Source organism: Micromonospora sp. LHW51205 (genome assembly GCF_003315815.1).
Lineage (GTDB): Bacteria > Actinomycetota > Actinomycetes > Mycobacteriales > Micromonosporaceae > Micromonospora > Micromonospora chalcea.
The window spans coordinates 823,332-836,290 of record NZ_QMEZ01000003.1 but is presented as its reverse complement, the minus strand read 5'-3'; the positions used below and the strand labels follow the sequence as shown (position 1 = coordinate 836,290).

The 12,959-nt window shown below is 72.3% G+C and carries 14 protein-coding genes; 13 read left to right on the top strand and 1 reads right to left on the bottom strand.

Annotated features, from left to right (window positions below):
• Window positions 1-285: 285 nt before the first annotated feature.
• From DQE82_RS15825 to DQE82_RS15800, 6 genes are read left to right on the top strand one after another with little or no spacing between them, the layout of a single operon-like run.
• Window positions 286-588 carry an urease subunit gamma gene (locus DQE82_RS15825; RefSeq protein ID WP_043322840.1) on the top strand — a complete coding sequence of 101 codons (303 nt, stop codon included), beginning with the start codon at window positions 286-288 and terminating at the stop codon, window positions 586-588.
• Window positions 585-965, top strand: coding sequence for an urease subunit beta (locus DQE82_RS15820; protein WP_051610833.1), 381 nt, complete (start codon window positions 585-587; stop codon window positions 963-965). Before DQE82_RS15825 ends, DQE82_RS15820 begins: the two co-directional genes overlap by 4 nt.
• Window positions 962-2,665 (top strand): urease subunit alpha, encoded by a 1,704-nt coding sequence (locus tag DQE82_RS15815; protein ID WP_043322842.1) that lies wholly within the window; start codon window positions 962-964, stop codon window positions 2,663-2,665. The genes DQE82_RS15820 and DQE82_RS15815 overlap by 4 nt, the downstream gene beginning before the upstream one ends.
• Entirely contained in the window at window positions 2,665-3,354 is a 690-nt protein-coding gene (locus DQE82_RS15810) for an urease accessory protein UreF (protein ID WP_043322844.1), read from the top strand. Before DQE82_RS15815 ends, DQE82_RS15810 begins: the two co-directional genes overlap by 1 nt.
• Window positions 3,344-4,102, top strand: a complete 759-nt coding sequence (ureG, locus tag DQE82_RS15805; RefSeq protein ID WP_197494839.1) for an urease accessory protein UreG — start codon at window positions 3,344-3,346, stop codon at window positions 4,100-4,102. Before DQE82_RS15810 ends, ureG begins: the two co-directional genes overlap by 11 nt.
• Window positions 4,102-4,839 carry an urease accessory protein UreD gene (locus DQE82_RS15800; protein WP_113973078.1) on the top strand — a complete coding sequence of 246 codons (738 nt, stop codon included), beginning with the start codon at window positions 4,102-4,104 and terminating at the stop codon, window positions 4,837-4,839. Before ureG ends, DQE82_RS15800 begins: the two co-directional genes overlap by 1 nt.
• Here DQE82_RS15800 and DQE82_RS15795 read toward each other — a convergent pair.
• A complete protein-coding gene (locus DQE82_RS15795) occupies window positions 4,826-5,302 on the bottom strand; it encodes a MarR family winged helix-turn-helix transcriptional regulator (RefSeq protein ID WP_069088294.1) in 477 nt (158 codons plus the stop codon). The genes DQE82_RS15800 and DQE82_RS15795 overlap by 14 nt on opposite strands.
• Window positions 5,303-5,398: 96 nt before the next feature.
• Here DQE82_RS15795 and DQE82_RS15790 point away from each other — a divergent pair, with 96 nt between their 5' ends.
• The 7 genes from DQE82_RS15790 to DQE82_RS15760 all read left to right on the top strand — a co-directional run bounded on the left by DQE82_RS15790 (window position 5,399) and on the right by DQE82_RS15760 (window position 12,925).
• Window positions 5,399-6,481: a substrate-binding domain-containing protein gene (locus DQE82_RS15790; RefSeq protein ID WP_043322855.1), complete on the top strand. Its 1,083-nt coding sequence runs from the start codon at window positions 5,399-5,401 to the stop codon at window positions 6,479-6,481.
• Between the two features lie 404 nt (window positions 6,482-6,885).
• Window positions 6,886-8,130, top strand: a complete 1,245-nt coding sequence (gene urtA, locus DQE82_RS15785) for an urea ABC transporter substrate-binding protein (RefSeq protein ID WP_043322858.1) — start codon at window positions 6,886-6,888, stop codon at window positions 8,128-8,130.
• A gap of 65 nt (window positions 8,131-8,195) precedes the next feature.
• On the top strand, window positions 8,196-9,083 hold the full coding sequence (gene urtB / locus DQE82_RS15780; protein WP_043329910.1) for an urea ABC transporter permease subunit UrtB: 888 nt from the start codon (window positions 8,196-8,198) through the stop codon (window positions 9,081-9,083).
• A complete protein-coding gene (gene urtC, locus DQE82_RS15775; RefSeq protein ID WP_113973077.1) occupies window positions 9,080-10,210 on the top strand; it encodes an urea ABC transporter permease subunit UrtC in 1,131 nt (376 codons plus the stop codon). Before urtB ends, urtC begins: the two co-directional genes overlap by 4 nt.
• Window positions 10,207-10,983, top strand: a complete 777-nt coding sequence (gene urtD / locus DQE82_RS15770) for an urea ABC transporter ATP-binding protein UrtD (protein ID WP_084789371.1) — start codon at window positions 10,207-10,209, stop codon at window positions 10,981-10,983. The genes urtC and urtD overlap by 4 nt, the downstream gene beginning before the upstream one ends.
• Entirely contained in the window at window positions 10,983-11,675 is a 693-nt protein-coding gene (gene urtE, locus DQE82_RS15765) for an urea ABC transporter ATP-binding subunit UrtE (protein WP_113973076.1), read from the top strand. The genes urtD and urtE overlap by 1 nt, the downstream gene beginning before the upstream one ends.
• Before the next feature lie 182 nt (window positions 11,676-11,857).
• On the top strand, window positions 11,858-12,925 hold the full coding sequence (locus DQE82_RS15760) for a lytic polysaccharide monooxygenase (RefSeq protein WP_113973075.1): 1,068 nt from the start codon (window positions 11,858-11,860) through the stop codon (window positions 12,923-12,925).
• Window positions 12,926-12,959: the final 34 nt, after the last annotated feature.

Genomic DNA, 12,959 nt, shown 5'->3' with positions numbered 1-12,959 from the left:
CCGACCCGGACACCGGCAGGGCTCGATCCCTCACACCGAGCACACTGTTGCCCCCGCCGGTGGCGATCCTCTACGGTCTGCTCAAGCGGTGGGCGGTGCGGTCCGCATCCGACCGACACCGCCGGGTGCCCGTCGAGCGGGCCGGGATGGTGGAGTCCCGGGCCACCCGTAGGCGGCGTCGCGGCGGTCGTGTGACTCCAGCTCGTACTCCGGGTGGTCCTGCCCGGCGCGGCTCCACGCGGAGCCGACGGCGAGCGGGCCACGCCGACCCCACCGGAGAATCCCGTGTTCCTCAGCCCGCACGAGCAGGACCGCCTGCTCGTCCACGTCGCGGCCGACGTCGCTCGCCGCCGCCGCGAGCGCGGCCTGCGACTCAACTATCCCGAAGCCGTCGCGATCATCACCGCTTTCCTTCTCGAAGGGGCCCGTGACGGACGGTCGGTGGTCGACCTCATGTCGGCCGGCCGGAGCGTGCTCGGCCGCGAGGACGTCCAGGACGGCATCCCCGAGCTGCTGAGGGAGGTGCAGGTGGAGGCGACGTTCCCGGACGGTACCAAGCTCGTGACGGTGCACCACCCGATCCCGTGATCCCCGGGGAGATCCTGCCGGCGGCCGGCCCGGTCGAGATCAACGTGGGCCGGCCGGTGACCACTCTGGTCGTGGTCAACACGGCCGACCGTCCGGTGCAGGTCGGCTCGCACTACCACTTCGCCGAGGCCAACCCGGCCCTGATGTTCGACCGGGCGCTCGCCTGGGGTCAGCGTCTCGCCGTTGCGGCGGGCACCTCGGTCCGGTTCGAGCCGGGCGTGAGCCGCACCGTCGAGCTGGTTCCGCTCGGCGGCGCACGCGTCGTGCCCGGCCTGCGCGGCGAGTGCGCCGGGCCGCTGGACGAAGCGCCACCGGCCGCGCCGGGAACAGACGCGCCGACGAGCGGGGCGCCGACGACCGACGGGCCGACGCGGTGACCGCCGTGCGGCGGGACCGCTACATCGATTTGTACGGGCCGACCACCGGCGACCGCATCCGGCTGGCCGACACGAGCCTCCTGATCGAGGTGGAGACCGACCACTGCGCAGGCGGCGACGAGGCGGTCTTCGGCGGCGGCAAGGTGATCCGCGAGTCGATGGGCCAGTCGCGGGCGACCCGCGCCGAGGGCGCCCTCGACACCGTCATCACCGGCGCGGTGGTGCTCGACCACTGGGGGGTGGTCAAGGCCGACGTGGGTCTGCGCGACGGGCGGATCGTGGCGCTGGGCCGGGCCGGCAACCCGGACACCATGCCCGGCGTCCACCCCGAGCTGGTCATCGGCCCGGCCACCGAGGTCATCGCCGGGAACGGCCGGATCCTCACGGCCGGCGCCGTCGACACGCACGTGCACTTCATCTGCCCGGAGATCGTCACCGAGGCGCTCGCCGGCGGCATCACCACACTCGTCGGCGGCGGCACCGGCCCCGCCGAGGGCACCCGGGCCACGACTGTCACCCCGAACGCCTGGCACCTGGCCCGCATGCACGAGGCGCTGGACACGCTGCCGGTCAACGTGCTGCTGCTCGGCAAGGGCAACACCGTCTCACCGGAGGCGCTGTGGGAGCAGCTGCGCGCCGGCGCGGGCGGTTTCAAGCTGCACGAGGACTGGGGCACCACACCGGCGGCGATCGACGCCTGCCTGCGGGTGGCGGACGCCTCCGGGGTGCAGGTCTCCATTCACACCGACACCCTCAACGAGGCCGGTTTCGTGGCCGACACGCTGCGGGCGATCGCCGGCCGGGCCATCCACTCGTACCACACCGAGGGCGCGGGAGGCGGGCACGCGCCGGACATCATCACAGTGGCCGGCGAGCCGAACGTGCTGCCGTCGTCGACCAACCCGACCCGGCCGTACACCGCCAACACCCTGGCCGAGCACCTGGACATGCTGATGGTCTGCCACCATCTCAACCCGTCCGTGCCGGAGGACCTGGCCTTCGCCGAGAGCCGCATCCGGCCGTCCACCATGGCCGCCGAGGACCTGCTGCACGACCTCGGCGCGATCTCCATCATCGGCTCCGACTCGCAGGCGATGGGCCGGGTGGGCGAGGTGATCCTGCGAACCTGGCAGAGCGCGCACGTCATGAAGGAGCGGGTCGGCGCGCTACCCGGCGACGGCGCTGCCGACAACCACCGGGCCCGCCGGTACGTGGCGAAGTACACCATCTGCGCGGCGATGGCGAACGGGCTGGACCGGGAGATCGGCTCGGTCGAGCCGGGCAAGCTGGCCGACCTGGTGCTGTGGGATCCGGCGTTCTTCGGCGTACGACCGCACCTGGTGCTCAAGGGCGGCATGATCGCGTACGCCCAGATGGGTGACGCCAACGCGTCCATCCCGACGCCGCAGCCGGTGCTGCCACGCCCGATGTTCGGGGCATACGGCGCCGCGGCGGCTGCGACCAGCCTGGCGTTCGTCGCGCCGGCCGCCCTCGACGCCGGGCTGCGCCTCGACGTGCGGCGGCGGGTGGTGCCCGTCGCGGACGTGCGCTCGCGGGGCAAGGCCGACCTGCCGGAGAACGACGCGATGCCCCGGATCGAGGTGGACCCGGACACGTTCACCGTGCGGATCGACGGTCAGGTGGTGGAGCCGGACCCGGTGACACGCCTGCCGATGGCCCAGCGGTACTTCCTGTTCTGATGACGACGTCGAGCCTGCTCCTGCTGGTGGCCGACGGTCGCTTCCCGGCCGGCGCGCACGCCCACTCCGGCGGCCTGGAGGCGGCCGTCGCCGCCGGCCGGGTCACCGACCTGGCCACGTTGGAGGCGTTCCTGGCCGGCCGGCTGGCCACCGCCGGGCTGGTCGGTGCGGCGTTCGCGGCGGCGGCGCACCGGGCGGTGACGTCGGGTTCCGCCGTACGCGGGTCCACGCTGGCGTTGCTCGACGCGGAGCTGGACGCCCGGACGGCGGCGCCGGCGCTGCGTACGGTGTCCCGCCGCCAGGGACGGGCCCTGCTGCGCGCGGGCCGGGCCATCTGGCCGGAGGCGTCCTTCGACGACCTGCCCGCCACACCCGGCGGAGCGCACCAGCCGTTGGTGCTCGGGCTGCTCTGCGCCGCCGCGGGCCTGAGCCGCGCCGAGACCGCCACCGTCGCCGTCCACGGGACGGTGACCGGTGCGGCCAGTGCGGCGGTACGCCTGCTCGGCCTCGACCCGTACCGGGTCCAGGCCCTGCTTGTGGGTCTCGCCGGCCGGTGTGACGGCATCGCCGCGGCGGCGGCCCGGGCCGCCGACGACCCACCCGAGCGGCTGCCCGCGGCGGCCGCCCCGCTTGCCGACATCCATGCCGAAGCTCATGCCACCTGGGAGGTGCGTCTCTTTGCGTCCTGACACCGTTGCGCCCGAGGCCGACCGGAATCCTGCCCCGCACGACGAGACCGTTCCGCACACCCACCCCGAGCCGGGGGTGGACCCGCATCCGCCGCTGGCCCAAGCCGGCCGGGCGCTGCGCGTCGGCATCGGCGGGCCGGTCGGGTCCGGCAAGACCGCCCTGGTGGCGGCCCTGTGCCGGGCGTTCGCCGGCGAGCTGCGACTCGGCGTGGTCACAAACGACATCTACACGACCGAGGACGCCGACTTCCTCAAGCGGGCCGGTGTGCTGGACCCGGCCCGGATCCGCGCCGTGGAGACCGGTTGCTGCCCGCACACCGCCATCCGGGACGACATCGGGGCCAACCTCGACGCCGTGGACGAGCTGGCCGAGGCGGTCGGCCCGCTGGACCTGGTGCTGGTCGAGAGCGGCGGGGACAACCTGACCGCCACGTTCAGCCGAGGGCTGGTGGACCGGCAGATATTCGTGGTCGACGTGGCCGGCGGGGACAAGGTGCCGCGCAAGGGCGGACCCGGGGTGACGTCCGCCGACCTGCTCGTGATCAACAAGACCGACCTGGCCCCCATGGTGGGCGCGGACCTGGCCGTCATGGACCGGGACGCGCGGGCCCGGCGCGGCGACCTGCCGACCGTGTTCCTGTCGATCGTCGGCGACCCGGCGGCGGGACGGGTCGCCGACTGGATCCGCCACGAACTGGCCCACCACGCGGCTCTGCACCCGGTCGCCGCGCGGGGCGGCCCGGCCTGATGCGCGCGTACGCCCGGCTGGTGGCCCGGGCCGACGGCCGGGGCGGCACGGTCCTCGCCGAGCTGCGCGGTGAGACACCGCTGCTGCTGCGGCAGACGCCCGGGCGCGGTCGGGCCGTGACGGTGTACGTGGTCGGCGGGGCGGCCGGCCCGCTCGCCGGCGACGACCTGCGGCTGGAGATCGACGTGGGACCGGGGGCGGCGGTGCGGCTGCACACCGTCGCCGCCTCGGTCGCCCTGCCCGGCCGGCCCGGCGTCGTGTCGCGGATGGTGGTGCGTGCCGTGGTGCACGACGGCGGTGCGCTGCACTGGCTGCCGGAGCAACTGGTCGCCGCGGCCGGCTGCGCCCACCTCGCCGAGTCCCGGGTCGAGGTGGCCGCCGGGGCGAGGCTGACGTGGCGCGACGAGGTGATCTGCGGCCGGTACGGCGAGGCGCCGGGCAGCGCGGTCGTGCACACCCGGGTCGACTACGACGGCCGTCCGTTGCTGCGCCAGTCGCTTGCCGTGGGACCGGGCGCGCCCGGCTGGGCCGGCCCCGCGGTGCTCGGCGGCGCGCCGGCCACCGGGTCACTGCTGGTGGTGGACCCGTCGCTTCCCCACGAGCCCGCGACGGTCGAGGGCACCGTCGCCCGGCTGCCCCTGGCGGGCGGTCCGGCGACACTGTGGACCGCCACCGCTGCCGACGCGCACACGCTGCGCGCCCACCTCGAAGGCGATCCGCTGCTCACCGAGGTGTAGTGAGGCGAACGCCGGCCGTCTCAGCGTCATCGCGCCGAGCCGCCGGGTCGAGCCGGGCGATCAGGTCGGCGAGGTGGTCGAGCAGGGGAGTGTCGGCCGGTACGCCCGCCTCGGCGAGGCTGGTGCGGACCCGCTCGTCGAGGCGGGCGTGCTCGCGGCGGCCTCGGGCGGTCAGGTGGGCCCGGATGCGTCGCCGGTCCAGCGGGTCGATCCGCCGGAACACCAGGTTCCGGTCGACGAGCTGGTCGACCAGCTTGGTGAGGGTCCCCGGCGGCAACGACGCCTCGGCGGACACTTCGCTCATCGGATGGCCCTGCCCGTCGGCGAGCAGGCAGAGCACCCGCCACGCCTCGGTGGTCAGGTCGTCGTCGGCCAGCACGGCGGCCAACCGGCGGGAGAGCAGCCGTTCGGCGCGGGTGAGCGAGCGCAGCAGATCGGCTGGCGCCCCGGGCACGTCTGACATGGAACTCCCTGGGCCGGTGGCCCTGCCATGGTAGCGACTCGTCCCGCTCCATGGAGAGCTATGGTTTTCCCACGTCGGCCGGGCAATCATGGGCTCATGTCCGCGCCGGCCCCGCCGTGGCTCACAGTCGATCGGGCCGTGGTCAGCATCGCGCTGGTGTACCCGATGCGCGGGCCGGCGGGAATGTTCGGCCCGACCTGCGAACTCTGCGCCCAGCTCGCGGTCGAGGAGATCAACGCCGGTGGCGGGGTGCTGGGCCGCGAGGTGCGGCTGGTGCCGGTCGACGGTGGCGCGCCGCCGGCCGAGGTGGCCGCCCAGGTGGAGGCGCTGGTGTCGGTGGGCGCCGTGCAGGGCGTGACCGGCTGGCACATCTCCTCGGTGCGGCAGGCGCTCGCGCCCCGGGTCGCGCACCGCGTGCCGTACGTCTACACCGCCCTGTACGAGGGCGGTGAGCGTACCGAAGGGGTCTATCTGACCAGCGAGACGCCGGACGCCCAGCTGTGGCCCGCGATGCGGCTGCTCGCGGGGGAGCAGGGCGCGCGCCGCTGGTTCGTGGTCGGCAACGACTACGTGTGGCCCCGGCGCACCGCGCGGGCGGCCCAGCGGTACGCGCTGCGCGGCGGTGGTCGCGTAGTGGGGCAGGCGTTCCTGCCGTTGGAGACACACGACTTCGACGACGTGTTGCGCCGGATCGAGCGCAGCGAGGCCGACGCGGTGGTGATGCTGCTCGTCGGCGCGGACGCGGTGCGGTTCAACCGGGCGTTCGCGCGTGCCGCGATGGACCAGCGCTGCCTGCGGCTGAGCACCCTGATGGACGAGAACATGCTGCTGGCCAGCGGGGCGGGCGCGACGCGGCGGCTCTACAGCACGGCGGGCTTCTTCGCCGGCCTCGTGACGCCGGAGAACCTCGACTTCCACGGCGAGTTCGCCCGCCGGTTCGGGGTGGAGGCGCCGCCGCTGGGCAGCCTGGGGGAGTCCTGCTACGAGGGCGTGATGCTGCTCGCCGCGCTGATCGGGCAGGCCCGCACCCTCGACGTACGGGCGATCGAGACGGCTGCCGACACGGTGGCGTACCACGGGCCGCGCGGCCGGCTGCAGCTGCGTCGACGGCACGTGCGCCAGCGGATCTACCTCGCCGAGGCAGACGGTCTCGACTTCACAGTGCTCGCCCAGCTCTGACCGCCCGGTACCGGCCCTTGACACGTCCACCCGGCCCGGCCCTAAGATACTTCCTGCGTGAAGTATCTACCCCAGGGGTGGATACCGCGAATGTCTGTCCACCGTCGGCGGAATCTGTCCGCCGACCATTGTGGTGGCGCAATTCCTCACCGAATTCATCACGGCTGACACCGCCTCGCACGGGGCGGTGTCAGCCGTTGCGGCGTGCGTTCTCTCCGGGTTTCCGGGAAACAGTCAATTAAGGACCGGGAAACGTCCGCGCAATCATGCCGGTCAACGCTTTGCGTGCCCAAAGCCGATGCGATGACCACAGGCGACGTCCACCCGTCGACCCCGGCATCGCCAACTCCACCGGACCGCACCGACCGTCCTTTCGCTACTTGAGCGCACCGCAGGGAGATTAGATGTCACTTCTTTGGGGCCGCCGCATCCTGGCGGGGGCCATGACCCTCGTCGCCGCGGTCGCCGTGACCGCGTGCGGCAGCAAGACCAGTGACGAGGGCGGCGCGGCCGGCGTCACCGCCGACGTCTCCGGCGACACCGTCAAGGTGGGCCTGCTCAACTCGCTCTCCGGTACCATGGCGATCAGCGAGGTCACCGTCCGCGACTCCATCATGCTCGCCGTCGAGGAGATCAACGCGGCCGGCGGCGTCCTCGGCAAGAAGATCCAGCCGATCGGGGAGGACGGCGCCTCGGACTGGCCCACCTTCGCGGAGAAGGCCGAGAAGCTGATCTCCGAGGACCGGGTCGCGGCCGTTTTCGGGTGCTGGACGTCGGCCAGCCGCAAGGCGGTCAAGCCGGTGTTCGAGAAGAACAAGGCGCTGCTGTTCTACCCGGTGCAGTACGAGGGCCTGGAACAGTCGCCCTACATCTTCTACACGGGCGCGACGACAAACCAGCAGATCGTCCCCGGGCTCGACTACCTCAAGGCCCAGGGAACGAAATCGGTCTACCTGGTCGGCAGCGACTACGTCTTCCCGCGAACGGCGAACAAAATCATCAAGGCGTACGCGGCGGCGAACGGCATGACTGTGGTCGGTGAGGATTACGCGCCGCTCGGGTCCACCGAATTCGGCACGATCGTCAACAAGGTCAGGTCGTCCGGCGCGAAGGCGGTCTTCAACACCCTCAACGGCGACAGCAACGTGGCGTTCTTCAAGGAGTACAAGTCGGCCGGGCTCACCGCCGCCGCGATGCCTGTGGTGTCGGTGTCCATCGCCGAGGAGGAGGTCAAGAGCATCGGCACCCAGTACCTGGAGGGCCAGCTGACCGCCTGGAACTACTACCAGACCACGCCCGGCGCGGCGAACGGCAAGTTCGTGGCCGCGTACAAGGCGAAGTACGGCGCGGACAAGCCGACGAGCGACCCGATGGAAGCCGCCTACGTCAGCGTCTACCTGTGGAAGGCGATGGTCGAGAAGGCCGGCGCGTTCGACGTCGAGAAGGTCCGTGGCGCCTCCGACGGCATCACCTTCGAGGCGCCGGAGGGCCTGGTCACCGTCGACGGCAAGACCCAGCACATCGCCAAGACCGCCCGCATCGGCAAGGTCGGCGCGGACGGCCTGATCACCGAGGTGTGGAACTCCGGCAAGCCGATCGCGCCGGACCCGTACCTGAAGACCTATCCGTGGGCGAGCGGCCTGAGCTGACGACGCCGGCCCCGGGCGGGGTGGCCCTGCCCGGGGCTTCGACCAGCAGTACGGGAGTACCCACCGTGACAGTCCTCTTCGGTCAACTCTTCACCGGCATCAGCATCGGCGCGGTGCTGCTGCTCATCGCGCTCGGGCTGGCGCTGACCTTCGGCCAGATGAACGTCATCAACATGGCGCACGGCGAGTTCATCATGGCCGGCGCGTACACCACGTACGTGCTGCAACAGAGCATCACCGGCGCGGGCCTGTCGCTGCTGGTCGCGCTGCCGGTGGCGTTCGTGGTCGCCGGCACGATGGGGGTGCTGCTGGAGATCCTGCTGATCCGCCGGCTCTACGCCCGTCCGCTGGACACCCTGCTGGTCACCTGGGGCGTGTCCCTGATGCTGCAACAGCTCGCGCGGGACATCTTCGGCAGTCCGAACGTGCAGACCCGCGCGCCGGACCTGCTCACCGGCAACGTGGCGGTGCCCGGCGGGCTGACGGTCGCCAACAACCGGCTGTTCATCCTGGCCCTGGCCCTGGCTGCCGTCGCCGCCCTCACGCTGGCGCTGCGGTTCACCCCGCTCGGACGCCGGATCCGCGCGGTCGTGCAGAACCGCGACCTCGCCGCGGTGTCCGGCATCCCCACCGCGCGGGTCGACCGGACGACCTTCTTTCTCGGCTCGGGCCTGGCCGGGCTCGCCGGGGTGGCGCTCACCCTTCTCGGCCCGATCGGCCCGACCATGGGCACCAACCTGATCATCGACGCCTTCCTGGTCGTCGTGGTCGGCGGGATCGGTCAGCTCAAGGGCAGCGTGATCGTCGCCTTCGCCCTCGGGGTCCTCCAGGCCACCGGGGAGTACCTCACGACCCTCAGCGTCGCCAAGGTGATCGTCTTCGTGGCGATCGTCGCGTTCCTCCAGTGGCGGCCACAGGGCCTGTTCACCCTGCGGACCAGGAGCCTCGCATGACCGCCGTGACACCCGCGCCGCCGAGCACCGCCGGCGCACCGGCCCCGGCCGACGTCGCGCCTGGGAGCCGGTCCGGTGGCCGGTCCCGGCTGCGCGCGGCGGCGGGGTTCGCGTTCGGCGCGGCGCTGCTGTTCGCCGTCGCGCCGCTGGCGCTGTCGGACTTCCGGCTGGCCCTGCTCGCCAAGTACCTGTGCGTCGCCATGGTGGCCGTCGGCATCGGCATCGCCTGGGGGCGCGGCGGCATGCTCACCCTCGGCCAGGGCGTCTTCTTCGGCCTGGGCGGCTACGCGATGGCCATGCACCTCAAGCTCGCCGACGCGGGTCCCGGTGGGATGCCCGACTTCATGCAGCTGTACGGGCAGCTCGACGAACTGCCGGTCTGGTGGCGGCCGTTCGCCAGCCCGTGGTTCGCGCTGCCGGCCACGGTGCTGCTGCCGATGGCCGTCGCGTTCGGGCTCGGCTCACTGGTGTTCCGCCGCCGGGTGCGGGGCGCGTACTTCGCCATCCTCAGCCAGGCGCTCGCCGCCGCCATGGTGATCCTGTTGATCGGCCAGCAGGGGACCACCGGCGGCACCAACGGGCTCACCGACATCCAGGGCTTCTTCGGTTACGACCTGGACGACCCGGTCAACCAGCGGATGGTCTACTTCATCATCGCCGGCGTCCTGCTCGCGCTGCTCGCGTTGGCCCGCCAGATCGTCCACAGCCGCTACGGGGAACTGCTGGTGGCGGTGCGGGACAGCGAGGAGCGGGTCCGCTTCCTCGGCTACGACCCGGCGTCGGTCAAGCTCGTCGCCTACGTGGTGGCGGCGGGTATGGCGGGCCTCGCCGGCGCGCTGTTCGTGCCGGCGGTGGGCATCATCTCGCCCGCCCTCATCGGCATCGTCCCGTCGATCGAGTTCGTCATCGGTGTGGCGGTGGGCGGCCGGGCCACGCTGCTCGGGCCGGTGCTCGGCGCGGTGGCGGTGGCCTGGGCGCGTACCGCCCTCTCCGAACGTTTCCCGGGCACCTGGACGTACCTGCAGGGTCTGCTCTTCGTGGTGGTCGTGGCGTTCCTTCCCGGCGGCCTGGCGTCGCTGTGGGCGCTGGCCCGCCGCCGCGCCGAGCGGGCGGAGGTGCACCAGTGAGCGACGACCGGCTGGACGGGCTGTCCGTCCGTGACGTGCGGGTCAGCTTCGACGGCTTCACCGCCGTCGACGGCGTCTCGCTGGAGGTGCCCGCCGGTGACATCCGGTTCCTGATCGGGCCGAACGGCGCCGGCAAGACCACCCTTGTCGACGCGATCACCGGTCTGGTGCGGGCCACCGGCTCGGTGCGCTTCGGCGACCAGGAGCTGCTGGGTCGCCCGGTGCACCGGATCAGCCGGCTCGGCGTCGGCCGGACGTTCCAGACGTCGACGGTCTTCGAGGAGCTGTCGGTCGTGCAGAACCTCGACATCGCCGCGGGCGCCCGCCGGAGCTGGGCCACCCTGGCCCGGCGCCGGCGGGGGATCCCCGACGAGGTGGCCGCCGCGCTGGAGACCATCGGGCTGGCCGGCCGGGCCGACCAGCTCGCCGGCACGCTCGCGCACGGCCAGAAGCAGTGGCTGGAGATCGGCATGCTGCTGGTGCAGGACGCGCGGCTGCTGCTGCTCGACGAGCCGGTCGCCGGGATGAGCCACGAGGAGCGCGACGCCACGGGCGTCCTGCTGGAGACGGTGAGCCGGGATCGCACGGTGGTGGTGATCGAGCACGACATGGACTTCCTGCGTCGCTTCGCGCGCAGCGTCACCGTGCTGCACGCGGGGAGGGTTCTCAGCGAGGGCACCGTGGCGCAGGTCCAGGCGGACCCGCGCGTGCAGGAGGTCTACCTCGGCCACCCGGTCGACGCCGGGTCGGTCCCCAGCCCTCTGGAGGCATGATGCTGACCCTGCGCGGGGTGTACGCCGGATACGGGCGTTCCCGGGTGCTGCACGGCGTGGACCTCGCCGTCCCGCCCGACGGGGTGGCCGCGGTGCTCGGGCACAACGGCGCCGGCAAGAGCACCCTGCTGCGGGTCGCGGCGGGCCTGCTGCGCCCGACCGCCGGCACCGTCGAGCTGGACGGCGAGGACGTCACCCGTCTCGCGCCGCACGAGCGGGTGGCGCGTGGCATGGCGTACGTCCCGCAGGGCCAGCAGTGCTTCCCGCACCTGACGGCGGCGGAGAACCTGCGCCTCGTCGCCGACGCCCGGCGCGACGGCGCGGTGGCGACGGCGGAGGCGCTGGACCTGTTCCCGGCGCTGCGTCCGCTGCTGCGGCGGCGGGCCGGGCTCCTCTCCGGCGGCCAGCGTCAGCAACTCGCCATCGCCCGCGCGTTGATCACCCGGCCCCGGCTGCTCATGCTCGACGAGCCGACCGAGGGCATCCAGCCGTCGGTGGTCGCCGAGATCCAGGAGCGGATCGTCGAGCTGACCCGGCAGTCCGGCTTCAGCGTGCTGCTCGTCGAGCAGCATCTCGGGTTCGCGCTGCGGGTGGCGAACCGCTATCACGTCCTCGAATCCGGCCGGGTCACCTCGCACGGCGACGGGGGAGTGACGGCGGAGCGGGAGGTACGGGCGGCTCTCGCGGTCTGATCCGGGACGGGTCCGATTTACATTGACGGTGGTCTTTACTAAGATCGTGGCCGGGAGTCGCCAAGCGCTGCTGGGCAGCAGTGCCGTCCACCTGGTGGGCGGCTTGAATCGACCGGCGTCACCTTCTCCGGGGTGGGCACCCAGCGAGGGCCACTGGGCGTCGGCGCATCCACTGGAGCATCATGAAAATCTCACGGACAGCACGCCGTCTGGGACTGGCCGCGGCCGCAGTTCTCGTCGCCTCGTTCACGATGGTCGTGGTCAACCAGGCCGGTCCGGCCTCGGCGCACGGATCGGTCACCAACCCGCCGTCACGCAACTACGGATGTTACGAGCGCTGGGGTTCCGACCACCTCAACCCCACGATGGCCCAGACCGACCCGATGTGCTGGCAGGCGTGGCAGGCCAACCCGAACACCATGTGGAACTGGAACGGCCTGTACCGCGAGAACGTCGGCGGCAACCACCAGGCCGCCGTGCCGGACGGGCAGCTGTGCAGCGGTGGTCGCACCCAGAACGGCCTGTACGCCTCGCTCGACGCGGTCGGCGCGTGGACCGCGAAGTCGATGCCGAACAACTTCACGCTGACGCTGACCGACGGCGCCAAGCACGGTGCCGACTACATGTTGATCTACATCACCAAGCAGGGTTTCGACCCGACCACCCAGCCCCTCACCTGGAACAGCCTCGAACTGGTGCTGCGCACCGGCAGCTACCCGACCACCGGGCTCTACGAGGCGCAGGTGAACGCGGGCAACCGCACCGGGCGGCACGTCGTCTACACCATCTGGCAGGCGTCCCACCTCGACCAGCCGTACTACCTCTGCAGTGACGTGATCTTCGGCGGCGGCAACAACCCGCCGCCGACGACCCCGCCGCCGACCACGGCGCCGCCCACCACCCCGCCGCCCACCACGGCGCCGCCCACCACGCCGCCGCCGGCCGGCAACGGCGCCTGCACCGCCACCTACCGCAAGACCAGCGAGTGGTCCGGTGGCTTCGGCGCCGATGTCACCGTCCAGGCCGGCAACGCCGCCATCTCCGGATGGACGGTGGCGTGGACCTGGCCCAACGGCCAGAGCATCACCAACGCCTGGAACGCGACGGTCACCTCCAGCGGCTCGTCGGTCTCCGCGTCGAACGTCGCCTACAACGGTTCCCTGAGCGCCAACGCCAGTACCAGCTTCGGCTTCAACGCCTCCTGGAACGGCACCAACTCCGCACCCATCCTCACCTGCACCGCCCGGTAACAGCGTCTGCGGTGGGGTGGCGCGGCACGCGCCA